Below are 23,274 nucleotides of genomic sequence, written 5' to 3' on the forward strand. Positions count from 1 at the left end.
TTTTGTTACCTCTGTGGAAAAAATCCTGAAAGAATTTGGAGAAAACTATGTAATTAATTTTGTCTAGCTACTTATCGGTGAGTGAAAATCTTAAGTTTTTAGGAAAGACTTTTTTACTAATTGTTGTTAACTTCAAGCTGAGCATTAACGATGAGCCAATTCCCCCAAATTGGGTTCGGCATTCATTCAGATAAAATCTCTACTATTTATTCATAGCGGTGTGCTGCAAGTTGCGCTGGTGACGCGTTGGAATTGCTCTGGCTATCGTACCTATAGATGTGAGCGTCACTCTCGAAAATATAATTGATGGAAGTAGCTGCATAGTAGGTCAGCCCTAACAGCGACAATAGATTAAGAACTCTATAAATTGGTTTCTCAGATACTTTGTTCATTTTGACTCCTACTTTTTATGCAAATAACTAATTTGGATACCGTGACGGCGCTTTTTTTTAGAAGTTCCCAAACATCTCGTACCTCTAAAAATTTAGCTGGCTCGCGTTATACACTCCGGATGCCAGATCGCCAAAAATAAGTCCTACTTGAGATGTGCCACAGTTTTTGTTGCCTATTTCATATTGCGGTCTCTGCCTTGAATTGTCTATCTAACTGCGGTAAGAGTTAGGGATTTTGGGCGGAAACGAACTCTACAATTTTCTGTTTAAAGCTACTACGATTTTAAATAATGGAGCTGGAAAACCTTAAAGGGCAAAGATCCTAGCTGCTTTTCCACACCTAGCCAGGATTTTCCCACCTTCGATTAATGGTACGCAGTTGCCGGAAGTCATGAAAATTCTTAAGTTGGTCAGTGGCAGGCGAAAATATGTCTTAAGTTATATTTTTGCAAGCAACAGGCCATGTTAGATTGCATATTAATTTTGAGCTTGGTTGAGGTAGTAAATAATTTTTGGCTAAAAAAAATATGGTCGCTGTCCGATAATTTGAGTCTGACAATTTTGCCTGAACAATTTTGACTGATCGGCACCATTAATTCACGATGTGACAGAAAATTAGGCATCAGTCAATTGGATACTTCGGCGTGAGACCTTCGGCGAGCGGTGAGTCAATCTCGCTCAGTTGAACAATTTGAGATTTGAGATTTATTCCACAGAGGAATCGGATAGCTTGAAGAAAAGCCTCATTTTTAGGGCAGCAGCCGACTCCTGTCGGAAACTTGTAGCCGTTTTTGAGCAGGGTAAAAAAGCAGAAGGCAGAATTTGATAGCGGTAAAAAAATACTGTTTTAGGATTCAGAATTTTTAGGGGATTCTACCTTCTCGCTGCATTTTTTTTACCATGAAACCAGATAAATTACTCGCTGCCAGGAGCGATGCAGGGAGAATAATTCAGGAATAGATAAGCGAGTGTGTTGAATCCAGTTACTTCCACAATTTATTATAATTCTTGGTCGCATCGAGCTGTTTGTACGACAGACTTTTTGCTGGTAATTTGCAAAAGGGATAGGGGCAGAACAACAGGCCAAACCAGAGGGCCGATTATTAAGGCTATCCAAGATATCACGTCTTTTTTAGATGTCGCAGTATCATTCCAAAAACTTTTGAACCAAACAAGAAAAACGATTAAGGCAATCGAAAAGTAGCTAATCATTATCATTTTTTACCTCCCTGTCTATAGATGGGATAGAAGTATTTATAATTATTGTATCTCAGGCCGTGGCTCGCCGATCGCAACTTTATGCCCTCAGCTGCAAGCTGCAAGTGTCTAAAAGCCAAAGTTTCACAGCTATCCAAGTCCAGAGCCTGCGATGTTGAGCTGACTTACTCCTGCTGGGCGGCGCGAGGCGCTAAAGGTCTTGCGTTCAGAGCTTTTCGAGGTTTTGTCAAACCTTGAGGCTACCACCCCAATCATAGCTTATGCGATCGAGATATTGGGTTTGCTGTGATTTAAATCACGTATACTGGCAGACTTCGGTCACAAATCGAGCCAAGAACGATCACACAGCTTACCCGACTGCAATCACCATAATCTTTTGTCAAATGCTCGATATTATAATAGTCGAGTTCAACGAGATTTCATGCAAGCTCTGACTTTAAAATCTGATCGCGCGATCGCTGAACTGTTCTATCAAGTCACCAATTCAGGCAATCTGACTCGCACTGAAAGCCACGGATTGCGCGAACTCTGCCAAAGCGCTCTCAGCGAAGATGCCAGAGATGCAGTCAACCGCCTGCTGCACGCCATCCGCCGCGGATGGGTCAGGATTTCCGATTAGTCCCCTCACACAAGAAGTTGAGATGAGTATTTCTACTTTCTCTCCTGTCAAGCTTTCCCAACAATAAGATTGAAGTGAGTAGGTCGCTCCATTAAGCCTCTCAAAAAAAAATTGTACTGCAATCGAAAAGCTCGACCCGGTTTCTTGAAGAAGCCGGGATTTTTGATTTTAAGCAGTTAGTCGATTTTAGATTTTAGATTTTAGATTTTAGATTTTAGATTTTAGATTTTAGATTTTAGATTTTAGATTTTAGATTTTAGATTGACTTCACATATGAATCTGGGAGCTTGAACTAAAGGTTAAAATTTGGGGCGGATGCCCGCTCCTATCGGAAACTTGTATCTGTCTTTGGGCGGGTTATTAAGTATATCCACGGAACAAAGACCACAGCAAGAAACTAGGTAAATCTAGGTAAAAGCGGGCTTATAAACAGGCTAAAAGTTTTACCTTGAATTAAGCAGAGCGATTTCGCTAGCAGTCATTAGTAATCTCTTAATAGATAAATATTAATGTATTTGTCACCGTTTCTTAACCAAAAGTAGAGACGTGGGGGTTGCCAAAAGCGAGGAATCGGGACGGGGTTTGTGTTTCCAGTGCCGGGGCTATCGAGGAAATATCCACTCCCCAAGTCCGGCTGACACAAATCACTCATCAAGAGCCAATCGATCACATTTACTCCCGTAGTTGAATCACATAAATTTTGGAAAAATTAGTTAATACTGTCAAAAGTGAGTTCAAAGAAAAAACACATGATGAAAACCCAAACGCTGTTACCTCAATTTACTATTGCAGAGCTAGTCTTTCAGGTATATCACTCCGGTTTGCTGACTCCCACTCACCGACAACAGCTCAAGACAGCGCTGTTAAATGACTGTCTTACCGAAGAAGATCAAACAGCAATCAACCGCTTGCTCCACGCAGTTCGCCGGGGCTGGCTGAAAGTTGTAGATTAAACTCGGTACTAAATTTTTTGCCACTACTCTTTAAATGCACTGTCACTTGAAGGCAGAATTAAATCCCCTTAAAAAAATCAGGCATTAGCCTAAATGTAGGGTGCGCCACAGGCACCCTGCGGTTTTAACTTCTATTTTCTCAGCTTATTTAGTCACAGATTGTGCCGTCAGGCATCATGGCCTCTCTCAGATTTGCTTCATCCAAATTTGTCCCGCGCAAAGAAGCTTGATGCAAGTTTGCTCCCCGGAGATTTGCTCCCTTAAGGGAAACTCCGCTCAAATCTGCTTGATGGAGATTTGCACAGCTCAAGTTAGCTCCGCTCAAATCGGCTCCCTTCAAATCAGCTTTTTCCAGATTTGCTTCCGTCAAATTAGCCCAACTCAGATTTGCTTGAGTTAGGTTAGCACGGCTGAGGTCAGCTTGTGTTAAGTTCGCATCCGTTAAATTTGCTTTGCTCAGGTTGATTCCGCAAAGCTTTACTTCTGTCAAGTTTGCACCTTGCAAGTTAGCGTTAACTGCATAAACTTGAATTAAAATTGCCCCCTGAAGGTTTGCATCTCTCATGTCTGCACCCCTGAGACTCGCCCCCGTTAAATCGGCCCCGCTGAAGACGACACTCCGCAAGATGGCTCCGCTCAAGTTCGCTCCCACCGCCTCGCATTCGCCAAAATTAGCGGACATGAGGTTGCCTTGGGAGAGGTTGGCTTGACTGATATCTGCTTGATACAGATTAGCTCTGTAGAGGGTGAGACCGATCGAATTTGCACCTTTTAAATTAGCGTGACTCAGGTCAATATCGCGCAAATTTGTCCTTGACATATGGACACCGCTCAGGTCTACTTTGTGAAAAACCCGTTCTCCGGCTGCATACCGTCTGAGAAGTTCATCTGCATCCATGTCATTTTCCCCAAAATAATTAATAATACCTTTGATATTTCAATAATATTAGGATTGACATCCACCCAGGCGTAAACGCACGGGGATTCCCAAACCTCACGATTCAGGTTTCTGCTTCTGTCCCTTACGGGGTTTCGCACCAGCCTTAACAGATTTACTCTGTTCAGGTCTTACAGTCGCTCCACAGACTGACACGGCAAGCCCTGCCGCCAAAATATTTTTTGCCGCATTAATATCTCGGTCATGGTGAGTGTCGCAATTAGGACAATCCCATTCCCGGATATTCAACGGCATTTGGTTAACGATGTGTCCGCAATTACCACACCGTTTTGAACTCGGAAACCATCGGTCAATCTTAATTAAAGTACGACCGTACCAATCGCACTTGTAATCTAGTTGTCTCACTAATTCCCCCCAACTTGCATCACTTATAGAAGCAGCAAGTTTGGGATTTTTAACCATATTCTTCACAGCTAAGTTTTCTACGGCGAGGGTTTGGTTTTCACGCACCAACCGCGTTGTTAACTTGTGAAGATTATCTTTCCTTGCATCAGTAATTTCTTGATGCACTTTCGATACTTTAAGCCGTGCTTTGTGACGGTTGTTTGACCCTTTTTGTTTGCGACTTAAAGATTTTTGCGCTCTTCTAAGTTGGCGATATTTTGCCTTGAATCCTTTGGGATTGGCAATCTTTTCACCAGTGCTAAGAGTGAGCAAAGTTGTAACTCCCAGGTCGATACCGACTTGATTATCGGTTTTGGGTAATGCTTCAATTTCAACCTCTACCAGCAGAGAAACTGACCACCTACCTGATGGTGCCAGCTTTACGCTTAAGCTTGATGGTGTTGCACCATCAGGTAGTGTCCGGCTCCAGCGAATTGGTAACGCTTCTGTGCTTTTTGCTAGGTAGACTTGTCCATCTTTGAACTTAAATGCTGACTTGGTAAATTCTGCACTACCACCGTTGCGTTTCTTTTTGAAGTTAGGATATTGTGCCCGCCCATCAAAAAAGTTGGTATAAGCCGTTTGTAAATGTCTCAAGCATTGCTGCAGTGGCACGCAGCTAACTTTGTTCAGAAAATCTAGTTCTTCAGTTTTCTTCCATTCGGTTAACATGGAAGAAGTCTCAGCATAGCCTACCCGTTTGTGTTCTGCGTACCAAGCTTCCGTTCTTGTGGCTAAAGCACGGTTGTAGACCAAACGAACACAACCCAAAGTACGTCGCAACAAACTTTCTTGTTCCGGCGTTGGGTAGAATCGATAGCTGAAGGATTTTAGTGTCATGCTGACCTTAAGTACGCTATTTCACATACTAGCACGTCTTGTGTGAAATGGTAGAGCTTAACAAAAATTCATGTAAAGCCGTCCTAAAAGGACGGGGTTTCAGACCCATTTTTTTGATGAGCGACCTTTACGTTTCTTGGCCTGAGTACCATCGGAAAATTGAGGATTTGGCTGTAAAAATTGAGGAATCTCAATGGAAATTCGATCGAATTGTCTGTCTGGCGAGGGGAGGGCTGCGAGTTGGGGATACTCTGTCGCGGATTTTCGGCAAACCTCTGGCCATTTTAGCTGCCTCGTCCTATGGTGGGGCCGAGGGAAATGTCCGGGGTGCGATCGAGTTTGCCCGCGATTTGACAATGGTGGGCGATAATTTGGGCAGCCGCATTCTCCTGGTTGACGATTTGGTGGATTCGGGAATTAGTTTGCACCAAGGTATCGCTTGGCTGAAGAACCGCTACGGGGAAGATATTCAGGAAATTCGGACTGCTGTACTTTGGTACAAGGCTTGTTCTGTTGCCAAGCCGGATTATTATGTAGATTATTTGGCTGACAATCCTTGGATTCACCAACCTTTTGAAATGTACGAAAAGATGAGTGCGGCTGATTTGGCTGCGAAAGTGGGGAGTTAGTAAAACCCGCTCTCAACGGAGTCTTTGATTTGTAGTTGTTCTTTAGCCCAAGCTCGAAATGCTCTGATTGTCGGGCTTCTGCCTTGGGTGTTGGCGCGATCGACATATTCGGGAATTACATTAATAATGGGAAATTCGGGGAAATTTTGGCTGGTATCGGACTCAGTATATTTTCCCTCTTGAAGCAGATAAATTTTAAGGGTTCGCCCGTCATATCTCCAAAGTTCCGGCACTTTCAAAGCTTGATAGCTGTTTAAAGCGGTTTGTGAGGAGTTGTCAATCTCGATCGCTAAATCCGGAGGCGGATCTACTGTTAAATCTATTCGATCCTTGCCTCTGACAGCAGCTTGGTTCTGAATGTAGAAACAATCGTCAGGTTCTACACCGCTCTGCATATCTTGGCTTTTGAAAGTAGTGGAACCTAAAACTTCACAATCAATATTAAGTTCTTCCAGCATTAACTTAACGAAGTCGCCAATCAATGACTTAGCTTTTTCATGTTTGGGTAGTGGCATTCTGATTTCCAATGTTTCTTTGTAATAAGTAAGTCGAATGGCGTAACCTTCTCCTAACTCGTCTAGGATAGACGAGTACATTTCCCAGCTAACGTTTTGTAACTGCACTTTATTGCCGGGGGGGACAATTAATTGATTCAGTTCAAATACTGTTGATTTAGTTTCAGTTTGCATCGGTTGCTTCTAGGAATGGGACTCATAGCTCTATTTTATCAAGGGATTGAAGAATGAGATGGCAAAACTTTGATTTGGCTTTAGCTGATATCTTGCACTTTTTGGTATAGTCCGCCAGGGGTTAAAAACCCCTGTCTCATAGAAGACAGTCCTCTGAAAGAGGGCTAGAGATTTATCAAGGTCGGGCAGTCGGTTTCAACTGAGATGTTGTAGCATTGTCAGCAACAGGCAAGATGCTTGTTCCACAAGAAATTTATTCTTTGTGGAACGGGCATCTTGCCCGTTCATAAAAGCCTTATTGAAAATGGTGCAATATCTCAATTTCAACCGACTTTAGCTATGAGACGGGGAATTAATTCCCGGCGAGCTTGTGGGTAAGTGCAAGTCGGCTGATACAATTAGCGAACCGAAAGAATACGATCGCCCAATTCCATACTATCTGCCAAAACTTCCTGCCGCGCCCACCGATCCGCCGCCAAAATATCGTCTAAACCAGGACTTTCACAGTTATCGGTTTGATGTTTGTCGCACGCCTTCTCAATCAGCTTCGGAATATCCAAAAACTGAATCTTCTCCTGCAAAAATAGCGCTACCGCCTGTTCATTTGCCGCATTCAGCACCGCAGGCATCGAACCGCCCGCACGTCCCGCCGCATAAGCCAACTGCATACAAGGATACTTTTCGTGGTCGGGTTCTCGGAAAGTTAAATCCCCAGCTTTTACCAAATCCAGCCGTTCCCAATCTGTATGAATTCGTTCCGGCCAAGACAAAGCGTAAAGCAGCGGCAAACGCATATCTGGCCACCCCAATTGCGCCAAAACCGAGGTATCTTGCAGCTCAATTAACGAGTGAATTATGCTCTGAGGATGGATGACAATATCAATGTCGTCATAATCCATCCCGAACAAGTAATGAGCCTCAATTACTTCTAATCCTTTATTCATCAAAGTAGCAGAATCGATCGTGATTTTCTGCCCCATCGACCAATTCGGATGTTTCAAAGCATCGGCTACTGTTACTTCTGCTAATTTGTCGATCGGCAAATCTCGAAAAGAACCGCCCGAAGCAGTGAGAATAATTCGTCGCAGCCCGCCAACCATAACACCTTGGAGGCACTGAAAAATTGCCGAATGTTCCGAGTCAGCAGGTAATATTTTAACGCCGTATTTTTCGATTAAGGGGTTGACAACGGGGCCCCCTGCGATTAATGTTTCTTTATTGGCTAAGGCGATATCTTTGCCTGCTTTGATAGCCGCAATTGTTGGCAGCAAACCGGCACAGCCAACTATGCCGGTGACGACGGCTTGAGCGTCGCCGTATTGGGCAACTTCGACAACGCCTGACTCGCCCGCAAGTAAAATAGGTTGAGGGTCGAGATCTGCGATCGCATCCTTCAATTCCTGTAATTTATCTTCGTCGCAAACCGCGACTATTTCCGGTCTAAACTGGCGAATTTGCTGGGCCAGCAAGGTTACATTTCGTCCGGCGGTTAACCCGACAATCCGAAATTGATCGGGGTATTGAGCTACAATATCCAGAGTCTGAGTGCCGATCGAGCCTGTGGAACCGAGAAGAGTTATTGCTTTCACAATTTTTTAATGTTTTGTGGATTATTCTAATATTACGATTGCGGGGATAAAAATTAGTGGTTAACTATTGCGTGGAAAGCACATTCGATGGAATCATATTTTGAGTGACCGAAAGCATCCAGGATACAAGCCCCCGGACTCATTCCGAAAGCAGACTCAGGACCCAGAAATAAAAAACCTGTATCCGATAAAGGAGCCCCCGAATTTATCCGTGGGGTCAATGCTTCAATCTAAAATCTAAAATCTAAAATCTAAAATCGATTGACCACCTAGTGCCAGATTTCATGCAGAATAGGGAAAATGTTGCTGATGACCGTGAGGACATCAGTGTCTCGATCGCCGAAAATAGAGACGAAGGTCGATCGCAGCTACCGTCGAGTTTGGTTTGGGCGATCGCGACTGCTGCGGCAATTTTCTTTTTGTGTAGCAGTTTACGCCACGCTTTATTCCAATCAACTGCTTTCGATTTGGGAATTTTTGACCAAGCAATTTACTTAATCAGCCAAAACCAAACGCCTTTTTCTTCTTTAATGGGGATTCATATTTTGGGCGATCACGCAGCGGTAATCTATTATCCGCTAGCTTTGCTGTACAAAATTTACCCAGATGTGCATTGGCTGCTGTTGGTACAAGCAGTTGCATTATCCCTAGGCGCTTGGCCTAGCTGGAGTTTAGCGCGTTTCGCAGGTTTAAATCAAGAACAATCCCGTGCGATCGCATTGATTTATTTGCTCTATCCGGTGGTATTTAACATCAATTTATTTGATTTTCACCCGGAAGTAATCGCTTTACCCGCACTTTTGGCAGCAATTTTGGCGGCGCGTTTAAATAAAATTGTGTGGTTTTGTACCGCGATTCTGTTAGTTCTCAGTTGCAAAGCGGTTTTGTCCCTAACCGTTGTTGCTATTGGCTTCTGGCTGTTTTTTTGCGAAAAAAAGCAACGGTACGGGGCGATCGCACTTTTGCTAGGTGCAGCTTGGTTTTTGATAGCTACCCAGAAAATCATCCCCTTCTTTAGCGGCAGCGAAGTCGCTGGAGTCGGGCGCTACAGCTATTTAGGAAAATCCGTACTAGAAATTATCATCAATCTCATACTAAAACCACAGTTAGTATTAGGAAAAATCCTTTCATTCGATACATTCAAATATTTATTTCTCCTTACCTTGCCTGTGATTTGGCTGCTATTGCCATTCTCTGGCAAACTACGCCTACAATATTTAACAGCGCTAATTCCTGCCATCCCTACCCTGCTGATCAATATCCTCTCTGACTTGTCATTTCAACGCAGCTTAGCCTATCAGTATTCAGTGCCTGTAATTCCATTTTTATTTTTAGCAGTAATCGCGAAGGAAGAAACAAGGAATAGGGAAGAAATAAAAGGCAACCAGGAAGAGGATAAAGCAAATAAGCAACATTTTTTAAAATGGGTGAATCTGCCACAAATTAAAAACTTCCGAATTTCTCAACTTTGGCGGGGAATTCAATTGCCGAAAATCATGATAATTTGGTCATTACTAATTTTCCTAGGTGTGGGCGAATATAAAGATTTTTATCTGTACCTAAATAGACTAGATACCTGGCAAGCTACACGCGAAGCAGTCGCACAAGTTCAATCCCAAAGCAGTATTTTAACCGATAATAGACTTGCCCCTCACTTCGCCCACCGCCCAATAGTAAAATTGCTGTCACAAATTTCGTCCCAAACAAATTTAGCTGAATTTCAATACATATTATTAAACCTGCGCCATCCCTGGCCTGATACTGAAAAACTTGGTGCTACTTTAGCAAATAAACTTAAAACTTCTCCCGATTTTAAATTAACTTATCAAAAAAACGAAGTCCTGCTATTTAAACGAAGGGCTGATTAAACCAATAAAATGCTAACTTTAAAATCCCTAAAATCTCATCCAGTATTTTTAATCATTGTCGTGACAACGATAGTCTTATTTACCGCCAGCAGCGCGCGGCACGCTTTGTTTCAGTCAACTGCATTCGACTTAGCAATTTTTGACCAAGCAATTTATTTAATAGCCCAAAATCAAACGCCATTTTCCTCTCTAATGGCAATAAATATTTGGGGGGATCACGCCGCTTTTATTTTCTATCCACTAGCTTTACTTTACAAAATATATCCAGATGTTCACTGGCTTTTTTTAGTGCAAGCTGTTTCCCTAGCTTTAGGCGCTTGGCCGAGTTGGAGTTTGGCACGTCAAGCGGGATTAAACGAAAGGAAAGCAATTGCAATTTCAGCCGTATATCTGCTTTATCCCGCAGTATTTAATGTCAACCTCTTCGACTTCCACCCAGAAGTCATTGCTTTACCAGCACTGCTAGGAGCAATCTTAGCCGCGAGGCTGAATAAAACCTTGTGGTTTTGTGCTGCTATTGTATTAGTTTTGAGCTGCAAAGCGGTGCTATCTTTAACTGTGGCTGCGATGGGTTTTTGGCTGTTGTGTTTTGACAAAAAACGCAATTGTGGGCTCATAGCTCTCTTTCTAGGAGCAGGTTGGTTTCTGGTAGTTACTCAGGCAGTTATACCGTATTTTAATCAGGGAAGAGAACACGCGGGGATCGGGCGATATCAATATCTGGGCAACTCGGTTTTGGAAATTGCTATTAATTTAATAGTGAAACCAAATCTAGTTTTAGGGCGTTTGTTTTCTTTAGATACTTTTGAATATTTAGCGTTATTGCTATTACCTGTAATTTTGTGGCTGTCCCCGCGTCATCTGTCATCTTTAATTAGTGCTGTGCCGATGTTGGGGATGAATATTCTTTCGGATATCCCCGCTCAGCGCGATTTAATTCATCAATATTCTGTGCCGATATTGCCGTTTTTGTTGGTTGCTGTAATTTCCAGTTTAGCAGCTAGCAATCAGCAAAAGGGAAAGACAATATTTGATAGATTGCCAATTCCTAATTATCCATTGCCTAGAGTCCTTGTAATTTCGTCGTTGATTGCTTTCTTAGCTTTAGCGAAATACGGCTATTTTTGGACTATTTATTTAAAAGGGATCGACACTTTGCCCGCTACCAGAGAAGCAATTTCTCTTGTTGAAACCAAAGGCAGTGTTTTAACAACTGCTCAGATTGCTCCGCACTTAGCGCATCGCCCTGTAGTAAAATTAACTCAGGCTAACGCGCCGCCTGCAAATCTCGCAGAATTTGATTATGTATTGCTGAATCTCAGATATCCTGGCTGGATGAGCGATCGAGCTTTTGTGGAAAACCTCATAACTAAACTAAAAAACAACCCTCAATTTCAACTCAAATATCAGCAAGACGACATATATCTATTTACTAAGAGTCATTAGTCATTAGTCAGTAGTCATCACTCATCATTCAACAGTTAACAGTCAACAGCCAACAAATTCGCGCTAATCCTCCACTTTCAAAGCCCTTCTTGCCAACTTCACGTAAGTTTTTACAGTTTCATAAGGCATTTCTAAATCAGCAGCAATATCAAACAAAGATTCCCCCAATTCCCGGCGCGCCAAAATCGTCGCCCAAGTTTCCGCAATCTCAGCAGCGCGACTTCCACCTTTACGCTTTCTCAGTGCCATAAACTTCTTGGTCAATTCCTCTATTCGTGCCCCCAAGACGCTTTGTATTGACACTTCAGGTAGGGCTTCTGTCAACCATTGTGCTCGCGTTTGTCCCAATCCAAAAGTTGTTTTGTGGCCTGTGCCGCAATAAGGCGCTAACCGCCCTAAAGCATAAAATAATTGTACAAAATCAGGACGATTATGAGCCGATCGCCCTAGCCCAAATTCCACAGCCCCAGTGAATCCCGTTACCATGCCTTTTTTGCCCGCCGCTACCTTTTGCGACTCCAATTTGTGGCGGCTAATAATTGCATTTTCATCAATCCAATTCAAAAATTCTGTTTGGTCAAAATTTACCCCCGAAAAGTTATTCCAGCGGCGCAAATAACTGTGAAAAACATTTTCGGGAACTGGCAGAGGGAACTGATGACCTTTGCTACGAAAGCTTGTAGGAGTCACAAAACTAAGTTTGAGGGTTGGAGATAATGGGGCTTCTGCTGTTAATAATTGCTCGTAATTTGTGGGTGCAAAAACAATATCCCAAGAGCGAATTAGCAGCGGAGAATTTCGCAAATCTATCTCTTTGGGCAAATTTTGCAGCCACTGACTCAGCCACTGCACTACTGGCTTTGAAAGTCCTGTTACGTACCAGCGATAAATTCGATCGCCCAAAAGCTGAAATTCTTTGCCACCGGGGAGCAAATCACCTTCCAATCCCGAAATAGTAAAGGCTTTTTCTGACTGTTCATCGTGCAAAAGTTTCGATAAATCCGGGTCAGTTTGCTGCACTTGAGCTAAAAACCAAGCGTGCAAACCTATAGCATACTGCGCGTACAGATAGCTAGGAGCGCGGGGAGTCAATTCAAACACTAATCCGACTAACTCGGTGTCAGCCGGCCAAATCAGCCCAGAAGGAGGAGATTTTTTGCTGTGGGTGCGGTTCGGGGAATTTGCCATCAGATGCCGTGCCTATAGCCGTCACAGAAAGAGCGCCGTGCTATCTTATCCGATTTTAACCCCCTTTGGGGGATGATAGTTGAGGGTGATCGATCGCCCAAATCTTTTGGCTGCTCCAAAAACCTGGTCTGCAGCCAGTTTCGCGCACCCTCCGGGATAGAGAAAAACCACTAAAAAACCAACAACCTAAAACTCAATCTTTGTCAAGGTTTTTCTCCTTGTAAGTAAACAGAAATATACAAGTGTTTAAAATCACATTCTGCGCTACAATTGTCAAAAGCTCGTAGCATCCTCAACTCCGATCCTAAACTATGAACACAACAGAAAAATCTAAACTCTCCAACGAAAAAACTTTGGAGGCGATGAAGAATTTCTCCGAAACCTACGCCAAGCGCACGGGAACTTTCTTTTGTTCTGAACCTTCCGTCACTGCTGTCGTGATAGAAGGACTAGCAAAACACAAGGATGAACTAGGCGCTCCCTTATGCCCTTGTCGCCATTACGAAGATAAAGAAGCCGAAGTAAAAGCCGCCTACTGGAACTGTCCCTGCATTCCCATGCGCGAGCGCAAAGAGTGTCACTGTATGTTATTTCTGACGCCAGATAACGATTTCGCTGGAACTAATCAGGAAATAGGAATGGATCAGATTCAAGCTGTCAGAGATACTATGTAATCGGTTAAGTAGGCGGTCGTGAAATGGCAGTAGTTTTGAAAATAATTCGGAAATTTTCCTATTTTTAAGACTTAGCTATTAAAAAACAATCGATCGCCGCCTACTCAAACATATATCCGCTATCGAAAATCCCCAATCTCCAATCGAATGACAGAGGAAATCCCGATCGAGTTTTGGCAAGGTATTGAACAGTTTAACAGCCAAGAATTTTACGCTTGTCACGATACTTTAGAGGCTTTGTGGATGGAAGCTTGCGAGCCGGAAAAAAGGTTTTATCAGGGAATATTGCAAATTGCGGTCGCGCTTTATCACTTAGGAAATCAAAACTGGCGCGGTGCAGTCATATTGCTGGGAGAAGGAATAAATCGGCTCAGTTATTATCAGCCTAGTTATGCTGGAATTGCTGTTGAAGACTTGCTGGGACAAAGTGCTAAACTTTTGAGCGCTTTGCAACAAGCTGGTCCGGAAGAAGTAGCTAAATTTCAACCGTTGTTCGCAGGTACAGAAGTTGCAGGCTTGCAATTGCCGCTAATTATCAAAGTACCAAAAAGTTAAATAAATGTTTGTATTAGGGTGCAGTATACTTGGCATCTACACAGAGGAGGGCTGGCTGCCCAAGCAGATTAATTGACTGTGGAACGAGTATCTTGCCGGTTTCTGGGTAAGAGAGTTGCAGCCACTCAGCAAAATAGCCAATTAAATTCGCTGTTGTCTTGCTAGGATAATTGGTTGAGACTATCGGGTCAATCGATCGACCTCACGGGAATCTTTCTGGCCGTTAAGATAAAATATCTAACTGGATATAATGCCCTTCAGTAATTTCACAAATATTGAGGCTCCAAGCTTATGATGCCCTCCGCTAAACTGCTCAATTCCCGCATATTCAAAGGATTATCGCTGCTGTTGCCCCTGACTCTGGCAGGCGCGATCGCCTCTCCCACCTACCCGCAAGCCGGGCCGCCCCGCACTCTCAGCGTGCGATCGGACATTCAAGAAGCCGACTCCAAAACCGGCATCGTGACAGCCCGCGGCAACGTCCAAATCAACTATCCAGCCCGCCAAATACAAGCAACCGCAGCTCAAGCTCAATATTTCAGCCGCGAGCGCCGGATCATTCTCAGCGGAGATGTTTACGTATTGCAGCAGGGCAACAGCCTACGCGGCGAAACCATAACATACCTGATCGACGAAGGGCGGTTTATTGCCCTGCCAGACAACCCAGGACAGGTAGAATCAGTCTATCTGGTTGCCCCGGAACAAGATGCGGCAGCCCAAAATACAGTTGGCTCCCCACGTCCAACTTCAGCCCCCCGGTAACAGTGGCTTGCAGCAGCGAAATTTCGCCTCAGCCAAAACATACTACTTGGGATAGATGCGAAATTTCGTCTTTATAAAACTCACAAACTTGAAAAGGTAAAATTTAAATTAGAGACTCGATCGCACAAAGCCGCAGTCTGAAATTTAGCTTGTAGAGGTTGCCGGGAGCGAAAATGAAAATTGTACTCGAAAATATTCACAAATCCTACGGAAAACGCAATGTAGTTAGTCGCGTCAACCTGTCGGTAGCCCAAGGAGAAATCGTAGGACTGCTTGGCCCCAATGGTGCCGGCAAAACCACAACATTTTACATAGCAACCGGATTAGAAAAACCCAATCAAGGAACTGTTTGGCTAAACGATTTAGACATCACTAAATTGGCGATGCACCAGCGAGCGCATTTGGGAATTGGCTATCTCGCTCAAGAAGCAAGCATTTTCCGAAACATGAGCGTGCGGGACAACATTTTGTTAGTTTTAGAACAAACTCAAGTGCCACGCTGGGAATGGCGCGAGCGAGTCGATTTCCTATTGCAAGAATTTCGCTTAGAAAAAATAGCATCTAGTTTGGGCATTCAAATATCGGGGGGAGAAAGGCGGCGGACTGAACTGGCCAGAGCATTAGCCGCTGGGCGAGACGGCCCGATGTTCCTATTTTTAGACGAACCGTTTGCAGGCGTCGATCCGATCGCCGTAGACGAAATTCAAACCATTATTGCTAAATTGCGCGATCGTAAAATCGGCATCCTCATCACCGATCACAACGTCCGAGAAACCCTCGAAATTACCGATCGAGCCTACATCATGCGAGACGGCCAAATTTTAGCCTCCGGGGCTGAAGAAGAACTCTACAGTAATCCTTTAGTGCGTCAGTATTACTTAGGCGACAACTTCGTGCGATAGTCTTTTGAAGGCATTCCCCATTGCCATAATTTTAGATTTGAGATGTTAGATTGAGGAGCAAACTGCAAAAAGCCCAAACTATGAAAATAGCAATATCCAATTCTTTGAATCCCATCAACTGGCTGCCGAGAATTTCAGTAATGGACTGGTACATTACCAAAGAACTAATCGGGCCATTTCTCTTTGGCGTCGGACTCTTTACATCCGTCGCCGTCACAGTTGGAGCTTTATTTGAATTAGTCCGCAGAGTAGCAGAATCCGGCCTCCCCTACAGCGCAGCCATAGAAATTTTTCTCCTGCAAATTCCCTACTTCGTAGTATTGGCTTTCCCCATGTCAATGCTGCTAGCAACCTTAATGGCCTACAGCCGAATGTCCAGCGACAGCGAACTTATCGCCCTTCGCAGTTGCGGAGTTAGCGTTTACCGATTAATACTGCCTGCTGTGATCATGAGTTTAATTGTTGCAGGCTTAACTTTTGGTTTGCAAGAGTTAGTTGTACCCGCCGCCAGCTACAGAGCAACTCTGACTTTAGACAGAGCCCTCAAGCGAGAAAAACCGACATTTCAAGATAGAAATATTATCTACACAGAATTTCGCAAACCAGAAAAAGGCGGCGACGAAATCCTGGCCCGCTTTTTTTATGCAGAACAATTTGACGGCCAACAAATGAAAGGTTTAACAATTATCGATCGCTCCACCCCAGGCCTCAATCAAATCGTTTCTTCAGAATCAGCTACTTGGAATCCCTCAGAAAATACCTGGGATTTTTTCAACGGAACCGCTTATATAGTAGCTCCTGATGGCTCTTACCGCAATATAGTTAGGTTTCAACACCAGCAATTGCAACTCCCCCGCACGCCCTTAGATTTAGCGGCTAGAGCGCGGGATTTCAAGGAAATGAACATTGCCCAAGCCTTAGAGCGTTTGGATATCCTTAAAAACAGTGGCGACGAACCGCAAATTCGCAAATTAAAGGTGCGAATTCAAGAAAAATATGCTTTTCCTTTCGTGTGCATGGTATTTGGTTTAGTGGGAGCAGCTTTGGGAACTCAACCGCGCCGCTCCGGCCGAGGAACGAGTTTTGGTATTAGCGTAGTTGTGATTTTTACTTACTACGTATTTTCTTTCATCACCAGTTCTATGGGCGTGAAAGCTGTTTTGACTCCGATTCTTTCGGCTTGGTTGCCGATCGTGTTTGGCTTGGGAATCGGGGGATTGTTGTTGGTGCGGGCTGCCGCTAGGTAAGTTTTACCGCTAACATTGGGAAATGGGTAATTCAGAACTTTTACTGCAATTCGACTGCCTTCGGTTCCTTTCCCTTCGACTACGCTAAGGAAAACTGAATTCGAGGGGCAGAAACAGCGTAGCCTAAGTATTGGGAATTAATAATATATTTTTCGTAGCCGAACTTCCTTCATTTAAGGATTAGAAAAAGTATTGATTTCGCCGCCGCCAATGTAGCGTCCTGGAGCCAGGGAGCGGGGTGTAGCAAAAGTTGGAGGTTGAATGGGCTGCACGCCCTGATTTGTATTTTGGGGAACAACTCCAAAGTTAGGCTGCTGTGGCAAATTAAGCTGACTCGGTGGAGGTGTTTGAAATTGAGAATTCGCTGAATTGGGAGAGAATTGAGGGCTAATTATCTTGCTTCCTCCAATCCCACTCGGGAAGGGAGATGGATCGACATTTGGAAGTAGAGGTGTTGGCGAAGGTATGGCTACTGGAAGTGCCACAGGTTGAACTTCAGGTGCGAAGCCTGAGCCAGATAAATTAGTTTGGTAGGGATTTTTCGGCAAAGCCACCGTTGCAGCCCCTGCATTAATTTCGGGAAGGCTCGGTACTCGGGAAGTTAACCCCGCTAATGATTCAGGGACTGTCGCTGTCGGTTTTAAGAATTCTTGAGATTCCTTGCTCACAGTATTTGTCGGAGCCACAAGTGGGAGAAGTGCTGTGGGAACATTCACTGGATTGGCTCCACTTTGAGCTGTAGCGGTCGTTGGGAGCAAATTTGTGGCATTTCCTGCTGCCGGATCAGAAGCCGGTCGATCGAGCAATTTAGCCGAGTCTGCTGTTTTTTCAGCCGAAGCCGCCGTTGGCGAAGTGTTAGCAACGACGTATTTTTTCATAGCTGCTTGCAGCGGACTCAAAGGCAGAGAATTTTCGTTTTGTTTATCTGAATTAGCATTACTCGACGCCTGCGATAAAGTTGCTGTCGCTGTACCCCCAGACTCAGGCTTGATCGTTGTTATCCCGGAAGTTAGTCTCCCGCTGCTAGATAAACTCAACGCTGATGTTGCGTTTGAACTTGGCAAGGTGGAATTTTGGGGGTTATTGTTTCCGGCCTCGACAGCAGAATTTGCTAAATTTGACAAGGAGAAAAGTCCGCTGCTTCCTACCCGCTTGGGGGCTAAAGATGGCTGAGGAGTTTCTAAGTCCCGATCTCGAAGTTCCTCGAATAAACCTTTGCTTTTTACTACTGATGAATTTAACAAGTTCAGTTCAGAAGCAGTAGAGCCATTAAACTGATTGACTAGCACTGGTGAGCTGTCGATTTCAGCCGCAATGGCGGTATCTTCAGCAGATAGTCCCGATAGCGAAGCTGGAGTGTTTGAGGCTGGTTCTTCTTCCCCATCTATACTCAACCTTTCTGGATTTACAGAGACCTCCCAGATAAATAACCCCCCCGCACACAGCACGGCTAAGGGAGCCCAAACGGCGGGTTGCGTCCAGTGGCGCAACCGCGCTATTAGATAGCGGACAGATGTAGGAAATCGCTTAAAAATTGACATAGTTTTTCTTCCTTCCGAGCGTGCGGATTTAAAACTATTTTTCCTAGTCTACCACATCAATCTTGATTATTTTTGCTATGCGGGGGTAAGTGCGATCGGGAGCATCTCGGTTTGGCTTTTACTGTCGGTGTGCGATCATCGTCCGGCTGGCTATATTTATAGACTTTGCTGTGCGGGACGGATCGCACTCCCAAAAAACGCTTTTTACTTTCTGCCCAGATGCTCCGAGTACGATCAAACTTTTGATTGAAAGTTGCGAAAGCTCAATGCAACCGGTGAAAATCCATAAAGCACTGGTAGAAATATGTCTTGCTTTCCTTAAATCAAGGGGCATAAGATGATAAAATTTTATGGATGCTGTGTTAGGGCTGCCGGGTCTGTCAGCCGATCGACCTCAAACCAAAATGTCAAGGTAAAATTGGCAATTGCTGAGAACAACACGAATAGGAAAGTTGAGAGGAAATTAATGAAAAAAGTAGTTGAAGTATTAGTAAATCGGGAACAACTAATAGATCGATCTCTGGAGATTGTGCTGTCGAAAATCTCAGAAGCCATAGCAGAACGCGGACTTTGTACGATCGCCGCAGCGGGCGGAAGCACACCAGAACCGCTCTACAGAGCGATCGCAGCCCAAGACCTGGCTTGGGACAAAATTCACGTTTTCTGGGGCGACGAACGCTACGTTCCCCCAGAACACCCAGACAGCAATCAAAAAATGGCGCGACTCGCATGGCTCGATCAAGTGAATATCCCCGCCAGCAACATTCACCCCATGCCCACAAGCGCCGGCGACCCCGCAGCCGACGCTGCCGCGCACCAAACCGAATTGCAGCAGTTCTTCAAAGTATCAGAGGGCGAGTTTCCTGCCTTCGACATCATTTTATTGGGCATAGGAGACGACGCCCACACAGCCTCTCTATTTCCCGGCACAGCAGCCTTGGAAGTCCGGGATGCCCTAGTAACTGTCGGTAACAAAGACGGTCAACCCCGCATTACCTTTACAGTCCCCTTAATCAACCGGGCCCGGTGCGTCATATTCATGGTCGCAGGAGCCAGCAAACAACCCGCCCTAGCTCAAATTTTTGCCCCCGCAGCCGACGAAATGACCTATCCCGCCAGACTCGTTGAACCAGAAGGCGAACTTTGGTGGCTGCTCGATGCGGCGGCTGGCGAAGCAGTAAAATAGCCGACAGAGCCGCAAGCGTGCCAACACAGTCAGCATTATCACTAACTCAATCTTGCCCATCACAGCTAACGTCACAGCGTCAGCTCAGTTGCTAGTATTAGCGAAGCAATATAAGAATTGTGGCGGTTAAAGTTAAAATTTGACCATATACACGAGTATTTTTATGAGGCTGATTTGAAAATCTGGCCGATAGCAAGGAGAAATCGATGATTGTCTGTCCCAATTGCAATCACCAGAACCCCGACGGGGCCAGCCAGTGTGAGGCTTGCTACACGCCTTTACCTGTTACCGCAAGTTGCTCGAACTGCGGTGCAGCAGTTCAGACAGATGCAGCATTTTGCGGTCAGTGTGGCTTTAACTTGCGTCCGGGTTCCATAGTTCCAGAAGTTGAGGTGACAGTACCGTCCCCCTCGCCTGTAGGCCCGACAGTGGTATCCTCACCGGCGCCGGATTTAATGCCACCCGATCCCCTGATGCCAATGGAACCTCTAGTTACCCTGAATAAGGGGCTTAACTTGGAAAAAACTCCTGCCAGCATTCCGACGATTCCAGATCCCCCGCCTTTGCCCTCGGTTCCTGTTACAACTGAATCGGTGGCAACACCAGTAACTATCTCTCCTCCGGTTCCGGGCCTACAGCCAGCAGGTGTAGCTAAAACTCAACTGCAACAGCAGTCGGCGCGCCTGCTACACGTTCAGACAAATACCCCGATGGAATTGCCTCACAGTCTGGCTGTGGTTCACATAGGCAAGCCAAATGATTTAGTGCCGCCGGATATTGATGTTTCGGGATTTGCTAATTCTGAGATAGTTTCTCGGGTACACGCAAATCTCCGGGTGGAGGGAGATGCTTGCTACCTAGAAGATGTAGGCAGTTCCAACGGCACTTACGTCAACAACACTCCGCTACCCAAGGGAAACCGCCACCGGTTGCGACCGGGAGACCGCATCTCTCTGGGCAAAGGAGACCTGGTTACGTTTTTATTTCAAATCTCTTAGAGCGAGTTTGGATTGGGCGATCGAAAGTCTAAAATCTAAAATCGCATCTTGAGGCGCTCTACCAAAACTCAATGCAGCCAATGTGATTAAGCTGACCTTGCTACATCCACTCCAGTCTATACCCGTCCGCAGTTGGATCTTTGAAGACGAGCAGGTCGTCCGGATCGGGCGTTCGACCGAAAACCACGTCGTTCTTTTTAGCGCTGTGGTTTCTCGTCGCCACATCGAATTGCGGCGCAGCGGCATAACTTGGGAACTGATCAATTTAGGTACCAACGGCACTTACCTCGATGGTAAGCCGATCGCTAAGGTTCCCATTGTGGACGGTCTGATCGTTCACTTGGCTCGCTCTGGGCCGAAAATTCAAATCAACGTAGGCCCGAATCAGTCCTCAGTCCAGTTAGGACAAATTAGCGTCAAGCCTAGGGAGGCTAAGGAAATTCACGCTCCATCGGGCGGCGTGCACATTAGCACGATTCCTGTTCCCGACCACAAAGAAGTTGGCACTTCCAGGGAAGAGGAGGAGTTAACCCAGGCCGATAATAATCGCCATTATTCGGAAGAAGAATATTAAATAGGCTTCTTTGGACGATCGACATTTTTCAAAGGCGGCACTCAGGAGTTTATTTATGAGTACATCACCACAGATTGTTAGGCGCAGCGAACTGCAGGGCCGCCGCACCATCGACCGCAGAACGGCGGAAGAGGTCGGCAGGGTAGACCGGGTTTGGCTCGATGCTCACTCCCAGCGGGCGATCGGCTTTACTTGCAAGTCGGGACTTTTGGGCAGCAAAAAAACTTGGTTCGCTTGGGCACAAGTTGATACGGTGGGGGAAAATGTTTTTGTCACCATTAACCCGGAATTGCCGGAATTGCATCAGCCGGAACAAGCTGTTTGTCCGATCGGGCTTGAGGTGCTCACGGACGCTGGAAATCAGGCAGGTGCAGTGGTTGACTACCTATTTGATGCCCGGACGGGTTCAGTCACCCACTACCTATTTAAATCGAGCGGCTGGCGCGGTGTTTTAGACGACATTTACTTGTTACCTGTGGCAGCTATTTCGACCATTGGCAGCAAGCGGGCGATCGTCTCTGAAGCTGCTGTATCGGAACCAGTGCAGTACGCGGAGGGACTGCACAAAAAAGTCGGTCTGGTAGCAGAGTTTTTACACGAAGATTTCGACAGAACTCTCAAAAATGTGGCCGGTGTGAAGCGGGGCGCTCAAAGTCTGGCGGAAAAATTCCAAGATAAAGCTCTCGAAGTCAGGGATGTAGCTCAAGAAAAAGTTGCAGAGTTGAAACGGCAAAGGCAAGAATCTGTCCAGCCAGAGGCGAAACCGGAGCCGCCTGACTCAGATTTAAGCTGAAGTTTGGCATTCCCGCTCGTCGGGGGACTAATTGCCGATCGCATTTTCGGGTGGCGCGCGCGAGGAAGGTCGATCGGTATTTTCGCTATGAGAGATTGATGCGTTGTCGCGCTTAAAATTCCAGTGCTGCTCAAAGCATTGTATTTTAAAGGTATCGCATCAATAAGGAAAATGTTAGCAACTCAAAATGACCTATGCTGTTTGATACAATCAACAAGTATTTTATCTAGAGACCCCAGGATTAATAATTGGTTAACTTCTTTCTTTATAAACAGCGAGTCCTTGAGCAGTGGCTGTCGCCCGATCGAAAAGTCGAATCAGCGGTGCAACCAGCGCGGGTCTGAGTTAAATTCTCTGGTTCATCAGCGGGAAAAGGATTATTTAGCCGATCGAATTGAGCGGCTCACCCATCGGCAGAATCGCTCCCTCACAGACCACATTAATCAAGCGGTTAAAACCGCCGTCCATCACTGGGAAGTTCACCCGACTAATCACATCGTGTTTGCTTGTTACCGAGGACCGCAAAAATTTGCGCCTGCGCCAAAAGCTCACCCTCAAAAGTTGCTTCAAATGCCTCAAGCAGCCAAAAGTTCAACTTTTACGGCAGATAGAGGGAATAGGGGCGCACTGACGACGCCTTTAAAAAGCAAATTTTTTGCACTTTTCTCCCAAAAAATCTCTCTGGAAGTATCCCCGTTTCAGTCTGGCGGTGGAGTGTCAAAACATCAGTGATTACCTTAACTCTTTTACATCCTATCCAGTCTGTCCCAGTTCAAAGTTGGTGTTTTGAATCAGAACCGGTGGTTCGGATCGGTCGATCGAACGACAATGATGTAATTATTTACAGCGCTGTAGTTTCCCGCCACCACGTAGAACTGTGGAATCACGCCCAGGGCTGGGAAATTATTAATTTTGGTGCTAACGGCACTTATGTAGATGATAGACCGATCGCTCAGGTGTCCGTTGTGGACGGTATGACAATTCGCTTGGGCAATTCCGGGCCAAAAATCAGGATTCGGGTGGCCACCACGAATCAACCGGGCAACATCATCAAGCCACCGCAGCGCGAACTCCGCCAAAAGGACGAAGTTTCAAAAGACAGGTCAACAGCTTGGCCTGGGGGCGTGGGAATCCTCGAAGACGATGAACTTGGGGGGCTGACTCAAATCGATCTTGACTGACAGGCCGCTATCTATCTATCTATCTATCTATCTATCTATCTATCTATCTATCTATCTATCTATCTATCTATCTATCTATCTATCTATC

Annotated in this window: 22 protein-coding genes; 16 read left to right on the forward strand and 6 right to left on the reverse strand. The window is 45.3% G+C overall.

Features of this window, described 5'->3' with window-relative positions; all coding sequences use genetic code 11:
• The first annotated feature begins 2,031 nt into the window (after positions 1-2,031).
• Entirely contained in the window at positions 2,032-2,229 is a 198-nt protein-coding gene (locus tag QUA24_RS19585; protein ID WP_333231420.1) for a hypothetical protein, read from the forward strand.
• 752 nt (positions 2,230-2,981) lie between these two features.
• Positions 2,982-3,182 carry a hypothetical protein gene (locus QUA24_RS19590; RefSeq protein ID WP_041622289.1) on the forward strand — a complete coding sequence of 67 codons (201 nt, stop codon included), beginning with the start codon at positions 2,982-2,984 and terminating at the stop codon, positions 3,180-3,182.
• Positions 3,183-3,330: 148 nt separating this feature from the next.
• On the opposite strand, the gene QUA24_RS19595 is transcribed toward QUA24_RS19590, so the two are convergent.
• Together QUA24_RS19595 and QUA24_RS19600 are read right to left on the reverse strand one after the other, a co-directional pair.
• Positions 3,331-4,080: a pentapeptide repeat-containing protein gene (locus QUA24_RS19595; RefSeq protein WP_333231422.1), complete on the reverse strand. Its 750-nt coding sequence runs from the start codon at positions 4,078-4,080 to the stop codon at positions 3,331-3,333.
• 96 nt (positions 4,081-4,176) lie between these two features.
• The gene (locus QUA24_RS19600; RefSeq protein WP_333231424.1) at positions 4,177-5,364 is read right to left on the reverse strand and encodes an RNA-guided endonuclease TnpB family protein; all 1,188 of its coding nucleotides are present in this window, start codon (positions 5,362-5,364) and stop codon (positions 4,177-4,179) included.
• A gap of 116 nt (positions 5,365-5,480) precedes the next feature.
• Between QUA24_RS19600 and QUA24_RS19605 the strand changes: the two genes are divergently transcribed.
• On the forward strand, positions 5,481-5,993 hold the full coding sequence (locus tag QUA24_RS19605; protein ID WP_333215912.1) for a phosphoribosyltransferase family protein: 513 nt from the start codon (positions 5,481-5,483) through the stop codon (positions 5,991-5,993).
• Here QUA24_RS19605 and QUA24_RS19610 read toward each other — a convergent pair.
• Positions 5,990-6,682 (reverse strand): Uma2 family endonuclease, encoded by a 693-nt coding sequence (locus QUA24_RS19610; protein WP_333215910.1) that lies wholly within the window; start codon positions 6,680-6,682, stop codon positions 5,990-5,992. The genes QUA24_RS19605 and QUA24_RS19610 overlap by 4 nt on opposite strands.
• A gap of 398 nt (positions 6,683-7,080) precedes the next feature.
• Positions 7,081-8,271, reverse strand: a complete 1,191-nt coding sequence (gene dxr, locus QUA24_RS19615) for a 1-deoxy-D-xylulose-5-phosphate reductoisomerase (RefSeq protein WP_333231426.1) — start codon at positions 8,269-8,271, stop codon at positions 7,081-7,083.
• Positions 8,272-8,555: 284 nt separating this feature from the next.
• Between dxr and QUA24_RS19620 the strand changes: the two genes are divergently transcribed.
• Together QUA24_RS19620 and QUA24_RS19625 are read left to right on the forward strand one after the other, a co-directional pair.
• Complete coding sequence (locus QUA24_RS19620) at positions 8,556-10,139, forward strand: DUF2079 domain-containing protein (protein ID WP_333231427.1); 1,584 nt, start codon at positions 8,556-8,558, stop codon at positions 10,137-10,139.
• A 9-nt stretch (positions 10,140-10,148) separates the two neighbouring features.
• Complete coding sequence (locus QUA24_RS19625; protein ID WP_333231429.1) at positions 10,149-11,585, forward strand: DUF2079 domain-containing protein; 1,437 nt, start codon at positions 10,149-10,151, stop codon at positions 11,583-11,585.
• Positions 11,586-11,648: 63 nt separating this feature from the next.
• Here QUA24_RS19625 and cas6 read toward each other — a convergent pair whose 3' ends face one another.
• Positions 11,649-12,773, reverse strand: a complete 1,125-nt coding sequence (cas6, locus tag QUA24_RS19630; RefSeq protein WP_333231430.1) for a CRISPR-associated endoribonuclease Cas6 — start codon at positions 12,771-12,773, stop codon at positions 11,649-11,651.
• 311 nt (positions 12,774-13,084) lie between these two features.
• Here cas6 and QUA24_RS19635 point away from each other — a divergent pair, with 311 nt between their 5' ends.
• The 5 genes from QUA24_RS19635 to QUA24_RS19655 all read left to right on the forward strand — a co-directional run bounded on the left by QUA24_RS19635 (position 13,085) and on the right by QUA24_RS19655 (position 16,913).
• A complete protein-coding gene (locus tag QUA24_RS19635; RefSeq protein ID WP_333104114.1) occupies positions 13,085-13,447 on the forward strand; it encodes a ferredoxin thioredoxin reductase catalytic beta subunit in 363 nt (120 codons plus the stop codon).
• Positions 13,448-13,594: 147 nt separating this feature from the next.
• Positions 13,595-14,002 (forward strand): DUF309 domain-containing protein, encoded by a 408-nt coding sequence (locus tag QUA24_RS19640; RefSeq protein ID WP_333215900.1) that lies wholly within the window; start codon positions 13,595-13,597, stop codon positions 14,000-14,002.
• A gap of 291 nt (positions 14,003-14,293) precedes the next feature.
• Complete coding sequence (locus QUA24_RS19645) at positions 14,294-14,764, forward strand: LptA/OstA family protein (protein WP_333231432.1); 471 nt, start codon at positions 14,294-14,296, stop codon at positions 14,762-14,764.
• 173 nt (positions 14,765-14,937) lie between these two features.
• The gene (gene lptB, locus QUA24_RS19650; RefSeq protein WP_333034782.1) at positions 14,938-15,666 is read left to right on the forward strand and encodes an LPS export ABC transporter ATP-binding protein; all 729 of its coding nucleotides are present in this window, start codon (positions 14,938-14,940) and stop codon (positions 15,664-15,666) included.
• A gap of 80 nt (positions 15,667-15,746) precedes the next feature.
• Positions 15,747-16,913 carry an LptF/LptG family permease gene (locus QUA24_RS19655; RefSeq protein ID WP_333215896.1) on the forward strand — a complete coding sequence of 389 codons (1,167 nt, stop codon included), beginning with the start codon at positions 15,747-15,749 and terminating at the stop codon, positions 16,911-16,913.
• A 173-nt stretch (positions 16,914-17,086) separates the two neighbouring features.
• Here the strand turns inward: QUA24_RS19655 and QUA24_RS19660 are convergent, their stop codons facing one another.
• The gene (locus tag QUA24_RS19660) at positions 17,087-18,454 is read right to left on the reverse strand and encodes a hypothetical protein (protein ID WP_333231434.1); all 1,368 of its coding nucleotides are present in this window, start codon (positions 18,452-18,454) and stop codon (positions 17,087-17,089) included.
• A 466-nt stretch (positions 18,455-18,920) separates the two neighbouring features.
• Between QUA24_RS19660 and pgl the strand changes: the two genes are divergently transcribed.
• The 6 genes from pgl to QUA24_RS19690 all read left to right on the forward strand — a co-directional run bounded on the left by pgl (position 18,921) and on the right by QUA24_RS19690 (position 23,186).
• Positions 18,921-19,640 carry a 6-phosphogluconolactonase gene (pgl, locus tag QUA24_RS19665; RefSeq protein WP_333231436.1) on the forward strand — a complete coding sequence of 240 codons (720 nt, stop codon included), beginning with the start codon at positions 18,921-18,923 and terminating at the stop codon, positions 19,638-19,640.
• A 206-nt stretch (positions 19,641-19,846) separates the two neighbouring features.
• Complete coding sequence (locus QUA24_RS19670) at positions 19,847-20,638, forward strand: FHA domain-containing protein (protein WP_333231438.1); 792 nt, start codon at positions 19,847-19,849, stop codon at positions 20,636-20,638.
• 82 nt (positions 20,639-20,720) lie between these two features.
• Positions 20,721-21,212 (forward strand): FHA domain-containing protein, encoded by a 492-nt coding sequence (locus tag QUA24_RS19675; RefSeq protein ID WP_333231440.1) that lies wholly within the window; start codon positions 20,721-20,723, stop codon positions 21,210-21,212.
• Positions 21,213-21,267: 55 nt separating this feature from the next.
• On the forward strand, positions 21,268-22,005 hold the full coding sequence (locus tag QUA24_RS19680; protein WP_333231442.1) for a PRC-barrel domain-containing protein: 738 nt from the start codon (positions 21,268-21,270) through the stop codon (positions 22,003-22,005).
• 171 nt (positions 22,006-22,176) lie between these two features.
• Positions 22,177-22,737 (forward strand): hypothetical protein, encoded by a 561-nt coding sequence (locus QUA24_RS19685; protein ID WP_333231443.1) that lies wholly within the window; start codon positions 22,177-22,179, stop codon positions 22,735-22,737.
• Positions 22,734-23,186, forward strand: a complete 453-nt coding sequence (locus QUA24_RS19690; protein ID WP_333231445.1) for an FHA domain-containing protein — start codon at positions 22,734-22,736, stop codon at positions 23,184-23,186. Before QUA24_RS19685 ends, QUA24_RS19690 begins: the two co-directional genes overlap by 4 nt.
• The last annotated feature ends 88 nt before the right edge of the window (positions 23,187-23,274 follow it).

It is taken from the genome of Microcoleus sp. Pol12B5 (assembly GCF_036701335.1).
Taxonomy (GTDB): Bacteria; Cyanobacteriota; Cyanobacteriia; order Cyanobacteriales; family Microcoleaceae; genus Microcoleus.

Coding starts and splice junctions, on each gene's coding strand:
- QUA24_RS19645 (WP_333231432.1), top strand. CDS start 14,294: ATGATGCCCTCCGCTAAACTGCTCAATTCCCGCATATTCAAAGGATTA.
- QUA24_RS19640 (WP_333215900.1), top strand. CDS start 13,595: ATGACAGAGGAAATCCCGATCGAGTTTTGGCAAGGTATTGAACAGTTT.
- QUA24_RS19680 (WP_333231442.1), top strand. CDS start 21,268: ATGAGTACATCACCACAGATTGTTAGGCGCAGCGAACTGCAGGGCCGC.
- QUA24_RS19585 (WP_333231420.1), top strand. CDS start 2,032: ATGCAAGCTCTGACTTTAAAATCTGATCGCGCGATCGCTGAACTGTTC.
- QUA24_RS19605 (WP_333215912.1), top strand. CDS start 5,481: ATGAGCGACCTTTACGTTTCTTGGCCTGAGTACCATCGGAAAATTGAG.
- QUA24_RS19670 (WP_333231438.1), top strand. CDS start 19,847: ATGATTGTCTGTCCCAATTGCAATCACCAGAACCCCGACGGGGCCAGC.
- cas6 (WP_333231430.1), bottom strand. CDS start 12,773: ATGGCAAATTCCCCGAACCGCACCCACAGCAAAAAATCTCCTCCTTCT.
- QUA24_RS19590 (WP_041622289.1), top strand. CDS start 2,982: ATGAAAACCCAAACGCTGTTACCTCAATTTACTATTGCAGAGCTAGTC.
- QUA24_RS19660 (WP_333231434.1), bottom strand. CDS start 18,454: ATGTCAATTTTTAAGCGATTTCCTACATCTGTCCGCTATCTAATAGCG.
- QUA24_RS19655 (WP_333215896.1), top strand. CDS start 15,747: ATGAAAATAGCAATATCCAATTCTTTGAATCCCATCAACTGGCTGCCG.
- QUA24_RS19600 (WP_333231424.1), bottom strand. CDS start 5,364: ATGACACTAAAATCCTTCAGCTATCGATTCTACCCAACGCCGGAACAA.
- lptB (WP_333034782.1), top strand. CDS start 14,938: ATGAAAATTGTACTCGAAAATATTCACAAATCCTACGGAAAACGCAAT.
- QUA24_RS19685 (WP_333231443.1), top strand. CDS start 22,177: ATGTTAGCAACTCAAAATGACCTATGCTGTTTGATACAATCAACAAGT.
- QUA24_RS19635 (WP_333104114.1), top strand. CDS start 13,085: ATGAACACAACAGAAAAATCTAAACTCTCCAACGAAAAAACTTTGGAG.
- QUA24_RS19620 (WP_333231427.1), top strand. CDS start 8,556: ATGCAGAATAGGGAAAATGTTGCTGATGACCGTGAGGACATCAGTGTC.
- pgl (WP_333231436.1), top strand. CDS start 18,921: ATGAAAAAAGTAGTTGAAGTATTAGTAAATCGGGAACAACTAATAGAT.
- QUA24_RS19595 (WP_333231422.1), bottom strand. CDS start 4,080: ATGGATGCAGATGAACTTCTCAGACGGTATGCAGCCGGAGAACGGGTT.
- QUA24_RS19610 (WP_333215910.1), bottom strand. CDS start 6,682: ATGCAAACTGAAACTAAATCAACAGTATTTGAACTGAATCAATTAATT.
- QUA24_RS19625 (WP_333231429.1), top strand. CDS start 10,149: ATGCTAACTTTAAAATCCCTAAAATCTCATCCAGTATTTTTAATCATT.